16 protein-coding genes are annotated in these 14,780 nt (G+C 63.2%); 5 read left to right on the top strand and 11 right to left on the bottom strand.

Annotated elements, in window-relative coordinates; translation table 11 throughout:
* The first annotated feature begins 14 nt into the window (after positions 1–14).
* Positions 15–293: a hypothetical protein gene (locus NKG59_RS11080; protein ID WP_004635681.1), complete on the top strand. Its 279-nt coding sequence runs from the start codon at positions 15–17 to the stop codon at positions 291–293.
* A gap of 84 nt (positions 294–377) precedes the next feature.
* Here the strand turns inward: NKG59_RS11080 and NKG59_RS11075 are convergent, their stop codons facing one another.
* The 5 genes from NKG59_RS11075 to pncB all read right to left on the bottom strand — a co-directional run bounded on the left by NKG59_RS11075 (position 378) and on the right by pncB (position 6,413).
* Positions 378–1,850, bottom strand: a complete 1,473-nt coding sequence (locus NKG59_RS11075) for a DNA recombination protein RmuC (RefSeq protein WP_045204409.1) — start codon at positions 1,848–1,850, stop codon at positions 378–380.
* A gap of 12 nt (positions 1,851–1,862) precedes the next feature.
* Positions 1,863–2,864 carry a 2-hydroxyacid dehydrogenase gene (locus NKG59_RS11070; RefSeq protein WP_253536732.1) on the bottom strand — a complete coding sequence of 334 codons (1,002 nt, stop codon included), beginning with the start codon at positions 2,862–2,864 and terminating at the stop codon, positions 1,863–1,865.
* Between the two features lie 19 nt (positions 2,865–2,883).
* On the bottom strand, positions 2,884–4,293 hold the full coding sequence (locus tag NKG59_RS11065; protein WP_253536731.1) for a sodium:proton antiporter: 1,410 nt from the start codon (positions 4,291–4,293) through the stop codon (positions 2,884–2,886).
* Positions 4,294–4,434: 141 nt separating this feature from the next.
* Positions 4,435–5,154 carry a LutC/YkgG family protein gene (locus tag NKG59_RS11060; RefSeq protein ID WP_253536730.1) on the bottom strand — a complete coding sequence of 240 codons (720 nt, stop codon included), beginning with the start codon at positions 5,152–5,154 and terminating at the stop codon, positions 4,435–4,437.
* An 89-nt stretch (positions 5,155–5,243) separates the two neighbouring features.
* Positions 5,244–6,413, bottom strand: a complete 1,170-nt coding sequence (gene pncB, locus NKG59_RS11055; protein WP_253536729.1) for a nicotinate phosphoribosyltransferase — start codon at positions 6,411–6,413, stop codon at positions 5,244–5,246.
* 180 nt (positions 6,414–6,593) lie between these two features.
* Here pncB and prfB point away from each other — a divergent pair.
* From prfB to NKG59_RS11035, 4 genes are all read left to right on the top strand, one after another.
* A protein-coding gene (gene prfB, locus NKG59_RS11050) for a peptide chain release factor 2 (protein ID WP_102064856.1) occupies positions 6,594–7,698 on the top strand; the annotation gives its coding sequence in 2 pieces (ribosomal slippage) (positions 6,594–6,674 and positions 6,676–7,698; 1,104 coding nt in all).
* A gap of 25 nt (positions 7,699–7,723) precedes the next feature.
* Positions 7,724–8,464, top strand: a complete 741-nt coding sequence (locus NKG59_RS11045) for an SDR family oxidoreductase (protein ID WP_253536728.1) — start codon at positions 7,724–7,726, stop codon at positions 8,462–8,464.
* 24 nt (positions 8,465–8,488) lie between these two features.
* Positions 8,489–10,033 carry a lysine--tRNA ligase gene (gene lysS / locus NKG59_RS11040; protein WP_253536727.1) on the top strand — a complete coding sequence of 515 codons (1,545 nt, stop codon included), beginning with the start codon at positions 8,489–8,491 and terminating at the stop codon, positions 10,031–10,033.
* A gap of 267 nt (positions 10,034–10,300) precedes the next feature.
* The gene (locus NKG59_RS11035) at positions 10,301–11,044 is read left to right on the top strand and encodes a glycine zipper 2TM domain-containing protein (RefSeq protein WP_232042382.1); all 744 of its coding nucleotides are present in this window, start codon (positions 10,301–10,303) and stop codon (positions 11,042–11,044) included.
* A 79-nt stretch (positions 11,045–11,123) separates the two neighbouring features.
* On the opposite strand, the gene iscX is transcribed toward NKG59_RS11035, so the two are convergent.
* From iscX to iscA, 6 genes are all read right to left on the bottom strand, one after another.
* On the bottom strand, positions 11,124–11,318 hold the full coding sequence (iscX, locus tag NKG59_RS11030; protein WP_045204417.1) for a Fe-S cluster assembly protein IscX: 195 nt from the start codon (positions 11,316–11,318) through the stop codon (positions 11,124–11,126).
* Positions 11,319–11,349: 31 nt separating this feature from the next.
* Entirely contained in the window at positions 11,350–11,688 is a 339-nt protein-coding gene (gene fdx, locus NKG59_RS11025) for an ISC system 2Fe-2S type ferredoxin (RefSeq protein WP_045204418.1), read from the bottom strand.
* 46 nt (positions 11,689–11,734) lie between these two features.
* Positions 11,735–13,600 (bottom strand): Fe-S protein assembly chaperone HscA, encoded by a 1,866-nt coding sequence (gene hscA / locus NKG59_RS11020; RefSeq protein ID WP_253536726.1) that lies wholly within the window; start codon positions 13,598–13,600, stop codon positions 11,735–11,737.
* A 69-nt stretch (positions 13,601–13,669) separates the two neighbouring features.
* Positions 13,670–14,209, bottom strand: coding sequence for a Fe-S protein assembly co-chaperone HscB (gene hscB, locus NKG59_RS11015; protein WP_045204420.1), 540 nt, complete (start codon positions 14,207–14,209; stop codon positions 13,670–13,672).
* Between the two features lie 34 nt (positions 14,210–14,243).
* Complete coding sequence (locus NKG59_RS11010) at positions 14,244–14,444, bottom strand: DUF3565 domain-containing protein (RefSeq protein WP_253536725.1); 201 nt, start codon at positions 14,442–14,444, stop codon at positions 14,244–14,246.
* Between the two features lie 10 nt (positions 14,445–14,454).
* On the bottom strand, positions 14,455–14,775 hold the full coding sequence (gene iscA, locus NKG59_RS11005) for an iron-sulfur cluster assembly protein IscA (RefSeq protein ID WP_045204421.1): 321 nt from the start codon (positions 14,773–14,775) through the stop codon (positions 14,455–14,457).
* Between the last annotated feature and the right edge of the window lie 5 nt (positions 14,776–14,780).

Genomic DNA, 14,780 nt, shown 5'->3' with positions numbered 1-14,780 from the left:
GCTTGAGCACTGCCATGATGACCAAGGAGATTGCGTATCTTCACCCGGCCCACACCGCACGCGCGCTGGTGCTGGTGTATCTCTGTTTCTCGCTGCCGGTCGTAGGGCTGTTTTTCTTCGTCGGCTTCGTCCGCTACGGTGAACTGCCGACGATTGTTGTGCTCAGCGGCCTGATCCTCAATGCTCTGGTTGGTTTTGGTGCGCTGTGGCTGGCCTGCCATGCCTACAACTGGGTCGCCGAGCGCTTTGGCGGTATCGAGATCCTGCTGCGCGACGTGCCGGAAGAAGCCTGATCGCTTCTGCGCGGTCCAAGAAGAAGGGGCGGAAATATCCGCCCCTTTTCTTTTGCTGATGCCGACGTTCTATTCGGCGTTGCCTTATTCGGCCTCGGTTTCGTCGTCCTGCGGCACGGTGGTTTCCAGCCCCAACACGCTCTGCGCGGAATCGCTCGGCAGCGCCTCCACCGCCTTGAGCTTGCGGTTCATCTGGCGCGTCCGCACCTCGGCCTGCTCGATGTTGCTGACGGCCCGCTCCAGCGTTTTCTTGGTCGCGGCCAACACATCACCAAACTTTCCGAACTCGCTCTTCACCGCGCCGAGCACTTGCCAGACTTCGCTGGAGCGCTTTTCCAGCGCCAGCGTTCGGAAGCCCATTTGCAGGCTGTTGAGGATGGCCGTAAGCGTGGTCGGGCCTGCCACCGTCACGCGGAACTTGCGCTGCAACTCGTCGGTCAGGCCAGGGCGACGCAGCACTTCTGCATAGAGGCCTTCGGTCGGCAGGAAAAGGATGGCGAAGTCGGTCGTGGCGGGCGGCGCGATGTACTTCTCGTGGATGGTCTGCGCCTCTTTGCGCACCGCGACTTCCAGCTCGCGGCTGGCGACGGCAGCGGCGTCGGCGTCGGCCCGTTCCTGCGCGTCGAGCAGGCGTTCGTACTGCTCTTTCGGGAACTTGGCGTCGATCGGCAGCCAGACAGTTGCATCGTGATCGGCATCGGTCTTGCCAGGCAGGCGGATGGCGAATTCCACGCGCGCGCCGGTGCCGTGCACGGTCTCGACGTTCTTGTCGTACTGCTCGGGCGTGAGCATCTGCTCCAGCAGCATCTCAAGCTGAACTTCGCCCCAGGTGCCACGCGTCTTCACATTGGTCAGCACCTTCTTCAGGTCGCCCACGCCCTGGGCCAGCGCCTGCATTTCGCCCAGGCCGCGATGTACCTGTTCCAGCCGATCCGACACCAGCTTGAACGATTCGCCAAGCCGCTGCTCCAGCGTGGCGTGAAGCTTTTCATCGACGGTGCGGCGCATCTCGTCGAGCTTGGTCGCGTTGTTCGCCTCGATGTCCTTGAGCTTCTGTTCCAGCGTGGCGCGCACCTCGGCCAGGCGACGCTCGTTGCCCTCACCCAATTGGGAGAGCTGCTGCTGCATCGTCTCGCCAAAGCGGCGCAGCGCGTTGCCCTGCTCCTCGCGTGCCTGCTGGGCTTGCTGCTGCAGATTCTGGCGCACGGCTTCGAGCTGCTGCGTGTTCGTCTCGGTCAGCTTGGTGAGCTGCTGCGCAAACGTGTCGATCTGGTTGTTCTGCAGCGTGGCGACGCTAGTGAGCTGTGTGGCCAGCACCTGCTGGAACTGCCCCAGCTGCTGTGTGACGTCGCTGCGGCCGATGCGGGCCGTCTCAGCAATTTCACCGCGCAGTTCTCGCTCGATGCGTTCGTTGCCACGCATGAGCTCATCGCGCAGTGCCGCGAGCATCGGCGACATATCGTTCTCTGCCGGTCGAGACACGCCGCGCCAGATCAACACGCACAGCACAGCCACCACGGCTACGCCCAGCAACGTCAGTAAAGCCAACCAATCCATATCAGTTTTCGATCAGGAGGACGCGCGCTGCGCGAGCGCATCCGGGTTCAACAAGTTGGGCGGCTGCCCCGCGTGCGGGCCGAAGCCCAGCGCAGCGATCAGGTTATCGGCCGCCAGGTTGGCCATGCCCAGGCGCGTGCCCAAGGTGGCACTGGCAATGTGCGGCGTGAGCGCAACGTGCTCGGCCTCCAGCAACGCCGGATGCACCTTCGGCTCGCCCTCGTACACATCCAGGCCGGCCGCGAAGATGCGTTTTTCCGCCAGCGCCTGCGCCAACGCTGCGTCATCCACGATGCCGCCGCGCGCGAGGTTGACCAGCGTAGCCGTCGGCTTCATCTGTGCCAGCTCTGCGGCGCCGATGGCGTGGTGGCTTTCCTTGGAATACGGCAGCACCAGCACGAGATGATCCGCCTGTTTCAGCAGCGCGTCCTTGCTGACGTACGTGGCCCGCGTCTCCTGTTCGACTTCCGGCGAAAGCCGGCTGCGGTTGTGATAGATCACGCGCATCGAGAAGCCGCTTGCACGCCGCGCCAGCGCCTGGCCGATGCGGCCCATGCCAAGAATGCCCAGCGTGCTGCCATATACCTCGGCCCCGAGGAAGGCGTCGTAAGTCCAGCGCTTCCAATGCCCCTCACGTAGCCAGCGTTCGGATTCGGACACACGGCGTGCGGCGGCCATCAGCAAGGCCCAGCCGAAGTCGGCGGTGGTCTCGGTCAGGATGTCGGGCGTGTTGGTGGCCAGGATGCCCGCGCGCGTCATCGCCGCGAGGTCAAAGTTGTTGTAACCGACGGCCATGTTGCACACCGCACGCAGCGTCGGCACGCGGCGGATCAGATCGGCGTTGATGGTGTCGGCGGCGTTGGACAGCAGGCCAACGCGACCTTGCAGACGCTCCGCCAGCGCTTCGGGCGGATAAACGACGTCCGCTTGGTTGTCGATCACGTCGAAGGTCTCGCGCAAGCGCTCAAGCACTTCGGGAAACATCGCGCGGGTGACAAGGATTCCGGGTTTCATACGTTCAGCACACGTTCGGTTAGCGGAAGAAGACGAAGGTCATCAGAACGAAAATCGGCACGAGAATGCAAACGGACCACAGCATGTAGCCAAAGAAGCTCGGCATCTGCAGGCCACGGCTTTCGGCGATGGCCTTGACCATCAGGTTGGGCGCGTTGCCAATGTAAGTGTTTGCGCCCATGAACACGGCAGCGGCGGAAATGGCGGCCAGCGTGGAGGCGCCCTCGCTCATCAGCATGCGCGCGTCGCCGCCGGCGGTGTTGAAGAACACGAGATACGTCGGCGCATTGTCGAGGAACGACGACAGCAACCCCGTCGCCCAGAAGTACATCGCGTTGTTCGGCTGGCCCGCGCTGTCGTTGACGAGATGGACGATGCCCGCGAACGGGCCATCCACGCCGGCCTTGAGCATGGCGATCACCGGCCCGATCGTGATGAAGATGCCGGCAAACAGCTTGGCGACTTCCAGAATGGGCTCCCAGTTGAACTCGTTGCCGGCGCGCGCGCTACGGGGCGTGAGCCACAGCGACAGCAGCGCGATGACGACAAGCCCGATGTCGCGCACGACGTTCTGCAACAGTACCTCCGTGCCCATCACGTAGAAGACGATGCCGGGCTTCCACAGCCCACTCATCAGCACGAGGCCGAGAATGCCTGCCAGCAGTACAAAGTTGACGTTGCCCTCGAAGCGCAGCGGGCCCGCGTCGTCCGGCGTGGCGTCGGTGATGTTGGGTAGCTCCTCCTTGCCCGTGTGATAGAGATAGCTATCAATGACGAAGAAGATCGCCAGCAGCAGCACCCACATCGTGAGCGTCTGCCGCCACAGATGTTGCGTGGTCCAGAAGAAATCAACGCCCTGCAGGAAGCCGAGGAATAGCGGTGGATCGCCCAGCGGCGTAAGCGCCCCGCCGGCATTGGCCACCAGAAAGATGAAGAACACGACGACTTGCGCTCGATGCCGGCGCGCTTCGTTGGCGCGCAGCAATGGCCGGATCAGCAGCATGGCTGCGCCGGTCGTCCCCATGATGCTGGCCAGGGCCGTGCCGAGTGCGATCAAGCCTGTATTGAGCTTTGGCGTGCCATGCAGATTGCCGCGAATGCAGATACCGCCTGCAACAACGTACAAAGCGGCGATCAGCGCGATGAAGGGAATGTATTCAGCCAGGGCGGCATGATTGACGGAAGCGATGGCCGCGTCAGAACCGAACACGATCCCGAACGGCACCAGAAGCGCCAACGCCCACGCCGCCGCGATCTTGCCGTAATGCTCGTGCCATAGTTTGGGCACGACGAGCGGCGCAATGGCAATCGAAAGCAGGATGCCCGCAAACGGCACACCCCATAACAGGTGCAACTCAACGCCGCTCACATCAGCGGCGCGCGCCAGGCCACAGACACACAGGAAGACAAGGGGCCAGAGGCGTTTCACGTAGGCGTTCTCCTAATCGCGGGCGCACACCGCAAACGCGGCCGCGCCACACAAACAAAGACGCCAGTGTAAACGCCCGAGGTCTATCGACCCTAAACATCCACAGAGGTTTGATGGGGCAAGGCGCCCCCGAACGTTGCCTCAGGCAGCCGTCACCACGATCACGTGTACGCGATACGGCCCATGTGCACCGAGCACGATCGTCTGCTCGATATCGCCCGTGCGCGAAGGCCCGCTGATGACGTTGGTGGCTCGCGGCAGCTCGCCCCGCTCCGCACGCATCAGCGTATAGGCGTCTTCCAGATTGGCGACGATGCGCGACTGCGGCACCACGGCGATATGCGTTTCGGGCAGCAGCGCCGTGGAGGCGACATTCTCCGGCGCCGACAGCAGCATCAGCGAGCCCGTCTCGGCAATCGCGCAGAAGCAACCCGTAATGCCAACGAGATCGCCGTGTTCCTGATCGGCTTGCGCCTCACGCACGGGCGGACGGAATTCGATGTCGATGCCGGCGGCCGCCCAGTCCAGCGATTGCAAGGCGGTCCAGGCCACCGCCTGCGGCTTGAGGCTAAGGCCGGACAGATAGCGAGCCACAGCGCCCGGCACGTCGGATAGCGCGTCCACCGTATCCAGCGTGGAGGCCATCTTCAGTGCTTGCTCGGCGAAATGCACGGCGAGGTTCTCGGGCACTGGCGGGCGTGGGCCGGCGGGATGGCGCGCGAGGTAATCCGCCACGGCGTCGCGCTCACCCTGTGTTGGTGTCGCGGGACGATGCTGCGCGTTGCGGATGCGCGCAAAGATGGCATCGCGTGCACGGCTGGTGTCGAGCGGGTCGACGGGGGTGTCCGGTTGTGATTCCATGGCGGCTCCGAAAGATCGATCGATTATACGAGCCACTTTCAGCACGATCCGCCCAGGCCGTTGAAACTTATTCGGCGCGGGCGTGAGCCTTATTGCACGCCGAACACTTGCTTCAGATATGTGAGGTAGGCCGGATCGTCGCACATGGTCTTCTCCGGTGCATCCGACAGTTTGGCCACCGGCTGGCCGTTGCAGCGGACCATCTTGATGACGATCTGCAGCGGCGTGTAGCCCAGGTCGTTTGTCAAATTGGTCCCCACGCCAAACGCCAGCTTGCAGCGGCCGTGGAAACGCTCATACAGGCCGATGACCTTGGGCATGTCGAGACTGTCGGAGAAGATCAGCGCCTTGGACTTCGGCTCGGCGCGCATGTCCTCGTAATGCTTGAGCATGCGCTCGCCCCACTCGAACGGATCGCCAGAATCATGGCGAACGCCGTCGAAGAGCTTGCAGAAAAACATGTCGAAGTCGCGCAGGAAGGCGTCGAAGCCGTAGGTATCCGACAACGCGATACCGAGATCGCCGCGATATTCCTTAGCCCAGGTTTCCAGCGCAAAGGTCTGGGAATCGCGCAGGCGCGGACCGAGTGCCTGACAGGCTTGCAAGTACTCATGCGCCATGGTGCCAAGTGGCGTCATGCCGTGCTTCATGGCGAAGTAAACGTTGCTGGTGCCCGCATACTGGGCGCCGAGCTGCACACACGTCTCCAGCAGCACATGTTCGTGCCAGGTGTGCGAGAAGCGACGGCGGGTGCCGTAATCGGCAATGCGGCATTCCTCCAGGCCGGGGCGCTTGAGCGACGCCAGCTTGTCGGTCAGGCGGCGTTTGCCCTCCTCCCACTGCGGGTGCGTCTGCGTGCGGCTGAAGAACACCTCGTTGACGATGGCCAGGACCGGCACCTCGAACATGATCGTGTGCAGCCACGGCCCCGCGATGACGATCTCGATCTGCCCATCGTTGCTGGGCGCCTGACGCACGTCGATGTACTTCTCGTTGAGATGAAACAGGCCGAGGAAATCGACGAAATCGCTCTTGATGAAGCGCATCCCGCGCAGGTAATCGAGTTCCGCATCGGTAAAGCGCAGGGTGCAGAGATGGCGGATTTCCGCGCGAATCTCGTCAATGAACGGCACCAGATCAATGCCCGCGTTGCGGCACTTGAAGCGGTATTCGACGTGCGCGCCAGGAAAGTGATGCAGCACCACCTGCATCATCGTGAATTTGTACAGATCGGTATCGAGCAGCGAGCGGATGATCATCGGACGGCGCCAAAAGCCATATGAACTGGCCGTCATGCTAACCGAAGCCACGCGGCACGCCTGCGGCAGTCACACAAATCCCGGTGCACGGCCCGGAAAATGGCCGTTTTGGGGTTCCAACCGGACGGGAAACCCCTTGATTCCGCTATAATTTCCGGTTTCCGACCGGATTTTTGCACCATGGAAGCAGAACGCCTCAATGCCATCCAGAACACGTTGGCCGACCTGAAGTCGCGCGCCGACGACCTTCGGAGGTATCTTTGACTACGACGTCAAATCTGAACGTCTAGTTGAAGTCGATAAGGAACTCGAGAACCCCGAGGTCTGGAACGATCCCAAACGCGCCCAGGAGCTGGGTCGCGAGAAGAAGTCGCTTGAAACCGTCGTGCTGGCGCTGACCAAGCTCGACGAAGACCTCACCGGCGGCGCCGAGCTGTTCGAGCTGGCCCGCGAAGAGGGCGACGACGACACTATCGAAGCCATCGAGGCTGACACAGCAGGCATGCGCGCCATCGTCGAAGACATGGAATTCCGCCGCATGTTCTCTGGCCCGATGGACGCGGCCAACTGCTTCATCGACATCCAGGCCGGCGCCGGCGGCACCGAAGCGTGCGACTGGGCGTCGATGCTGCTGCGCCAGTACCTGAAGTACTGCGAGCGCAAGGGCTTCAAGACCGAAGTGCTGGAAGAGTCCGAAGGCGACGTTGCCGGCATCAAGAGCGCGTCGATCAAGGTCGAGGGCGAATACGCGTTTGGCTTCCTGCGCACCGAGACCGGCGTGCACCGCCTGGTGCGCAAATCGCCTTTCGACTCGGCGGGTGGCCGCCACACGTCGTTCTCGTCGATTTTCGTGTATCCGGAAGTCGATGATTCGATCGAGATCGAGGTCAACCCGGCGGATCTGCGTGTCGACACGTATCGCGCCTCGGGCGCGGGCGGTCAGCACATCAACAAGACGGATTCGGCCGTGCGGATTACGCACATCCCGACCGGCATCGTCGTGCAGTGCCAGAACGACCGCTCGCAGCACCGCAACCGCGCCGAAGCGATGACGATGCTGAAGTCGCGCCTGTACGAGCACGAGCTGCGCAAACGTCAGGCCGCTGCCGACGCACAGGAAGCAGCGAAGACCGACGTGGGCTGGGGCCATCAGATCCGCTCGTACGTGCTCGACCAAAGCCGCATCAAGGATCTGCGCACCAACGTGGAAATCTCCAACACGCAGAAGGTGCTGGACGGCGACCTCGATCCCTTTATCCAGGCCAGCCTGAAGCAGGGCGTCTGATCCGAGCCAAACCAGAGCGACTGCCATGCCTGACACGTCCCTGTTCATCCTGACCGGTGCCTCGCGCGGCCTGGGCGCCGCGCTGGCCCAGGCGCTGATGCAGCCCGGTCGCCGCCTCATCTGCGTGGCACGCGGCGACAACGCTGAATTGCGCGCGCAGGCGGCTGCCGCCGGCGTGACGCTCGACTGGCACCAAGTCGACCTGTCTAACGCGCATGCCGCCGAGGCGTGGATGACCAAGACGCTTGCCGCCCTGCCCGCCTTTGCCAATGTGACGTTGGTGCTCAACGCCGGCGCGGTCGAGCCGATCGGCACGATCGACACGCTGCGTGCCGATACGCTGCTGCCGCACCTGCAACTGAACCTGGCAGGCCCGATGGCGCTGACCGCTGCCCTGCTGCGCGGCACCGCCGCGTGGAACGCGCAGCGCCGCGTGCTGGCGATCTCGTCGGGTGCGGCACGCCGGCCGATCGCCGGTTGGGCCGCGTATTGCACGGGCAAGGCCGGGCTGGACATGTTCGTGCGTGCCATCAACGCCGATGGCGACGCGAGCGTGCGCGCCGTGGCGCTGGCCCCGGGCGTGATCGACACTGACATGCAACGCACCATCCGTGGCGCCGACTTTGCCGGCGTGCAGCGCTTCCGCGATCTGCACGCGCATGGCGAGCTGGTCTCGCCGCAAGACGCCGCCGCGCGCATCGCCGCCTACCTCGTCCGCCCCGACTTTGGCGCGACCGAGCTGGACGATCTGCGCAACATCGCCTGAACCGACATTTCTCTCATCACCATCATGACCGAACAGAACAACCCGGCCGAATCGAACACCGCGGCCGCCGTGCCGGCGCAGGACGACAACAAGATCATCGCCGAGCGCCGCGAGAAGCTGGCAGAGATCCGCCAGCAGGGCGTCGCGTTTCCCAATGATTTCCGCCCGACGCACCATGCCGGTGATCTGCAAGCGAAATACCGCGAGCTGGAGCAGGCTGCACTGGAAGCCGAACCGGTGCAGGTGGCCATCGCCGGCCGCATGATGCTCAAGCGCGTGATGGGCAAGGCCAGCTTTGCCACCGTGCAGGACGCCACCGACCGCATCCAGTTCTACATCAGCCGCGACGCCGTGGGCGAAGACGTCTACGCCAGCTTCAAGAAGTGGGACCTGGGCGACATCGTGGCCGCGCGCGGCACGCTGATGAAGACGAAGACCGGCGAACTGTCGGTGGCTGTGACGGAGCTGCGCCTGCTCTCGAAAAGCCTGCGTCCGCTGCCGGGCGACTACTACGGCCTGGCCGACCAGGAACAGAAGTATCGCCAGCGCTACGTCGATCTGATCGTGTCGAAGGAAACGCGCGACACATTCCGCGCCCGCACCAAGGCCATGGCTTCGCTGCGCAACTTCATGGCCGGCAACGGTTTCATGGAGGTCGAGACGCCGATGCTGCATCCGATTCCGGGCGGTGCCGCAGCCAAGCCGTTCATCACGCACCACAACGCGCTGGACATGCAGATGTTCCTGCGCATCGCACCGGAGCTGTACCTCAAGCGCCTGATCGTCGGCGGTTTCGAGCGCGTGTACGAGATCAACCGCAACTTCCGTAACGAGGGCGTGTCGCCGCGACACAACCCAGAGTTCACGATGATGGAGTTCTACGCGGCCTACACGGACTACCGCTGGCTGATGGACTTCACCGAACAGTTGATCCGCCAGGCCGCCATCGACGCCTCGGGCACCGCCACGCTCACCTATCAAGGCCGCGAGCTGGATCTTGCCAAGCCGTTCCATCGCCTGACCATCTGCCAAGCGATCCAGAAGTACGCGCCGCAGTACACCGACGCGCAACTTGCCGATGTCGACTTCCTGCGCGCCGAGCTGAAGAAGTTCAAGATCGACACCAACGCGCCGCAATTCCTGAACGCCGGCGTGGGCACGTTGCAGCTCGTGCTGTTTGAAGAAACCGCCGAGTCGCAGCTGTGGGAACCGACCTTCATCATCGACTATCCGGTCGAAGTGTCGCCGCTGGCACGCGGCTCCGACACGCTGCCCGGCATCACCGAGCGCTTCGAGCTGTTCATCACCGGCCGCGAAATCGCCAACGGCTTCTCCGAGCTGAATGACCCGGAAGACCAGGCTGAGCGCTTCCGCAAGCAGGTCGAGCAGAAGGACGCCGGCGACGAAGAAGCCATGTTCTATGACGCCGACTACATCCGCGCGTTGGAATACGGCATGCCCCCGACCGGCGGCTGCGGCATCGGCATTGACCGCCTGGTGATGCTGCTGACGGACAGCCCGAACATCCGCGACGTGATCCTTTTCCCGCATCTGCGCCGCGAAGACTGATCGGCTCGGTCCTCCATCTCAAAAAACGCTCCTTCGGGGGCGTTTTTTGTTGCCCACGCGTGTGCAAATCCTGCGCCTACCCCGCTATTTGTAACATCGCCCCGCTTTGACAATGTGTATCAAATCTCGCCAAGTAATTGATTTTAAATAGAAAAATAAGGGTACAGATGCTTACAAATTAAAACGGCATCCGTTTGGGCGATGGACCACACTGTGATCATCGAAGGGCCGAACAACGAACCAATCACGGGCCGCAGGAGAACGAAGATGACTAACAACATCCAACCGAACCAAGGTCAACAATACGGTGGCACCTCGCCGGGTCAGGTGCCGTCGTCGTCACGACGCATGCATCCGCTGATGACCACGGCGGCTGTGGCCGTGATCATCGCAAGCCTGACCGCTGTGGCTGCCATCACCGGCGTGCTGCCGACATCAAAGGCTACGCAGGGCAGCACCGATCCGAATGTGGCTGCGCAATCGGCAGCGGCAATGCCGGGCGCTTCGGCCCCGATGGCGCTGGCTGCACCGGGCCAGACGACGCAGCCAAATCAAGCCGCTCCGTACCCGGCACAGAACGTGGCACCCGCTCCGGCGCGAGCTCGTGAGCCCTCGTACGCTGAACGCGCGCCCTCGACCAGCCCAAGCTATGCGCAAACACAGCCCCGCCAATCGGCCAGCCCCTATGCCGGCCACGTGACGTCGGTCACCCCGATTACTACGCAAGGTAAGGAAACCGGTCTGGGTATGATCGGTGGCGCTGTGGTGGGCGGCTTGCTAGGCAACCAGATTGGCCGCGGCAATGGCCGTACGCTGGCGACAGTCGGCGGCGCGGTGGCAGGCGGTTACGGCGGCCATGTAGCCGAGAACTACTACAGCCGCGACACCCAATACCGCGTGAACGTGCGCATGGACAACGGTACAAACCGCAGCTTCACGTACAAGGCCGCCCCGGGCTTCCAGGCAGGCGAGCGCGTGCATATCGAGAACGGTACGCTGGTGGCTGGCTAATCCGGCATCGCCTTCGCACCAAAGAAAAACCGGCCCTCGGGCCGGTTTTTTCATGCGCACGCGTTATAGCACTACGTGCTTATTCCGCTTCGTCGATCCAGGCTTGCTGGATGGCCTCGAGAAACTTCTCGCCGCCACGCTTGTGGTCGTCGTCAAAGCCCTCCAGCGTGACGACCTTGTTGTGCAGATCGACAAAGTTCAGGCGCGTGGGATCGACTTCGGGGTACTTGTCGTACAGCGCTTCCGCGATCTGCTGGATGTCGTTCCATTTCATGATGGGCTCCCTCCACCGCTGGCCGCTTGGCTCAGTGGTTTTCCTTGGCGTGGTTGATCGTGTACTTCGGGATCTCGACGGTCAAGTCCGTATCCGCCACCTTGGCCTGGCACGACAAGCGCGAGTTCGGCTCCAGGCCCCAGGCCTTGTCGAGCAAATCCTCTTCCTTCTCGCTCGCCTCATCCAGCGAATTGAAGCCTTCGCGCACGATCACGTGGCAAGTCGTGCAGGCACACGACTTCTCGCATGCGTGTTCGATCTCGATGTCGGCGCCCAACAGCGCGTCGCAGATGGTCGTGCCGGGCTTGGCTTCGATCACGGCCCCTTCCGGGCAGTATTCGACGTGAGGAAGAACGACGATGTGTGGCATGAAGAAACTCGTTCGATAAGTGTGTTTTGGGGGATGCAATCGGCGATCAGCCGAGCTCCTCGATACGTTTGCCGGCGAGCGCCTTGCGAATGCCGCGGTCCATGCGGCGCGCGGCGAATTCGTCGGTGCCGTGCGACAGGGCATCCACGGCGTCCTTGATAGCGCGGTGGTCGTCGCCTTGCATGGTGGTGCGCAGCGCGGCAATTTCGGTGTCGATGGCGGCGCGCTCTTCGGGCGAAAGCAGATCGCCATCGACCGCCAGCGCCTGCGACAGCGCCTCAAGCAAGCGCTCGCCTTCAACGCGCTCTTCCGCCAGCGCACGACGGCGCATGTCGTCTTCGGCGGATTGGAAACCTTCCTGCAGCATGCGGGCGACATCGTCATCGGCCAGACCGTACGACGGCTTCACGGCAATCGACGCTTCCACGCCCGACACCGTTTCGCGTGCCGCCACCGACAGCAAGCCATCGGCATCCACCTGATACGTCACGCGAATGCGCGCGGCGCCGGCCACCATCGGAGGGATGCCGCGCAACTCGAAACGCGCCAGCGAACGGCAATCGCTCGCCAGTTCGCGCTCGCCCTGCAGCACGTGGATCGCCATGGCCGTCTGGCCGTCCTTGAAGGTGGTGAATTCCTGCGCGCGCGCGACGGGAATCGTGCTGTTACGCGGGATGATCTTCTCGACCAGGCCACCCATCGTCTCGACGCCCAGCGACAACGGGATCACGTCGAGCAGCAGCCAGTCTTCACCCGGCGCACGGTTACCGGCCAGCAGGTTGGCCTGCATGGCTGCACCGATAGCGACCACTTGGTCCGGATCGAGGTTCGTGAGCGGCGTCTGGCCAAACAGTTGGCCAACGGCACGGCGGATGATCGGCATGCGCGTCGCGCCCCCGACCAGCACCACGCCCTTTACCTCTTCGACCGTCACGCCCGCATCGCGCAGTGCGCGGCGCACTGGCGACAGCGTCTTCTGCACCAGATTGGCCGTCAGTTCGCCAAAGGTCTCTGCCGTCAGCACGAGGTGCACGGTCTCGCCAGTGGAAAGCATCGCGTCAATCTCGGTGCTGTCGGCGGTGGAGAGCCATTCCTTGGCAGCGCGTGCCTTGTTCAGCAGCAGGCGCGTGTCTTCGGCAGAAAGCGGTTGCAGACCGGCTTGCTCGACGATCCAGCAGACGATGCGCTGGTCGAAATCGTCACCACCGAGCGCGGAGTCGCCGCCCGTCGACATCACCTCGAACACGCCCTTGGTGAGCTTGAGCACCGAGATGTCGAACGTACCGCCACCCAGGTCATACACGGCGTAAATGCCTTCGGCGGCATTGTCCAGGCCATAGGCGATGGCGGCGGCGGTCGGCTCGTTCAGCAGACGCAGCACGTTCAGGCCGGCCAGTTTGGCTGCGTCCTTGGTGGCTTGGCGCTGCGCATCGTCAAAGTACGCGGGCACGGTGATGACGGCGCCGACGAGCTCATCGCCGAGCGTGTCTTCGGCGCGCTGGCGCAGCGTAGCGAGAATCTCCGCCGACACTTCCACCGGGCTCTTCACGCCGGCCACGGTCTTCAATTGCACCATGCCGGGCGCGTCTACAAAGTCGTATGGCGTGTTCTCGATGTGGGCCACATCCTTCAAGCCGCGCCCCATGAAGCGCTTGACCGAGATAATGGTGTTCTTGGGGTCACGCACGGCTTCGGCCTGCGCCTTGTAGCCGATGTGGGCACCGCCCGCAGGCAGATAGCGCACCACGGAGGGCAGCAGCGGGCGGCCCTGGTCATCGGGCAATACTTCCGGCACGCTGCTGCGCACGGAGGCCACCAGCGAGTTGGTCGTGCCCAAGTCGATGCCCACCGCCAGACGGCGCTGGTGCGGTGCGGGCGATTCGCCAGGTTCGGAAATCTGCAGTAAAGCCATGGGGATGTCTCGATTGCGCGGATGGGCTGCCTGCCGAGGCAAACCCAACATTGTCGCAAATTCTGGGTTCTAGTCTTCCAGCCGGTCGATGGCCTCGGCGGTATCGCGTTCGATCTTTTCGATGAACATCAATTGGCGCACGGCATCCGCTGCGGCTGCGGTGTTGCCCTCGCCATTGAGCAGGCCGGACAGCGCCTGATAGCGGGTACGTTTTTCCTTGCGCAGCATGCCAAGCAAACCGTCCAAGGCATCGACGTTGCGCTCCGCCTTGGCATCGCCCAGGGCTTCGCGCCATTCCATTTGCTGCATCAGAAACGCAGCCGGCATGGCGGTATTGTTCTCGGCTTGCACATCGATACCACGCAGGTGCAACAGATACGTCGCCCGTTTGAGCGGGTCACGCAGCGTCTGATACGCCTCGTTAGCGCGCGTGGCCCATTGCATGGCGACGCGGCGTTCGGCGTCGCCTGCGTGGGCATAGCGATCCGGATGCGCCTGCGACTGCACGGTGCGATACGCGGCGTTCAGCGCGTCGTCGTCGACCTCGAAGTGCTCGGGCAGACCGAAGAGGGAAAAATGCGTCGTGTTCGCTGACAAACCGGAATTCATGAATAAAAAAAGCGGCTGCGCCGCCTCGTGTACCTTATTCGACCGGCTCACCCCGATCGCACTTCAGGCATTCCACAACCGCGCCGATCTTGCTGGCGCGCCCGGCTTCGGTTTCAGTCCAGGGCCGCGACTGCCAAGGCGGATCGTGGCGCATGTGCTGCCCATGCCCGCAAGCGAGACGGGCGACCCAGTGGCCCTCCTCGTCCCGCTCGAAACCGACAATCGCCTGCTTCAATGCGCCCCGCTCACACGCGGAACGACTCGCCGCAGCCGCACTCGTCCTTCACGTTCGGGTTGTTGAAGCGGAACCCTTCGTTCAGGCCTTCGCGTGCATAGTCCAGCTCGGTGCCGTCGATGTACGGAAGGCTCTTCGGATCGACGATCACCTTGACGCCGTTGGATTCGAAGACCTGGTCTTCGGCGGCGATGTCATCCGCGTACTCGAGCTTGTATGCCAGGCCTGAACAGCCCGTGGTCTTCACGCCCACGCGCAGGCCCACGCCCTTGCCACGGCGGGTCAGGTAGCGGGAAACGTGCTGCGCGGCCTTGTCGGTCAGGGTGATCATGCTGC

The sequence above is a fragment of the Ralstonia chuxiongensis genome (genome assembly GCF_024158925.1).
Taxonomy (GTDB): Bacteria; Pseudomonadota; Gammaproteobacteria; order Burkholderiales; family Burkholderiaceae; genus Ralstonia; species Ralstonia chuxiongensis.
The sequence above is the reverse complement of the archived record's forward strand: the minus strand, read 5'-3'. Positions and strand labels throughout refer to the sequence as shown.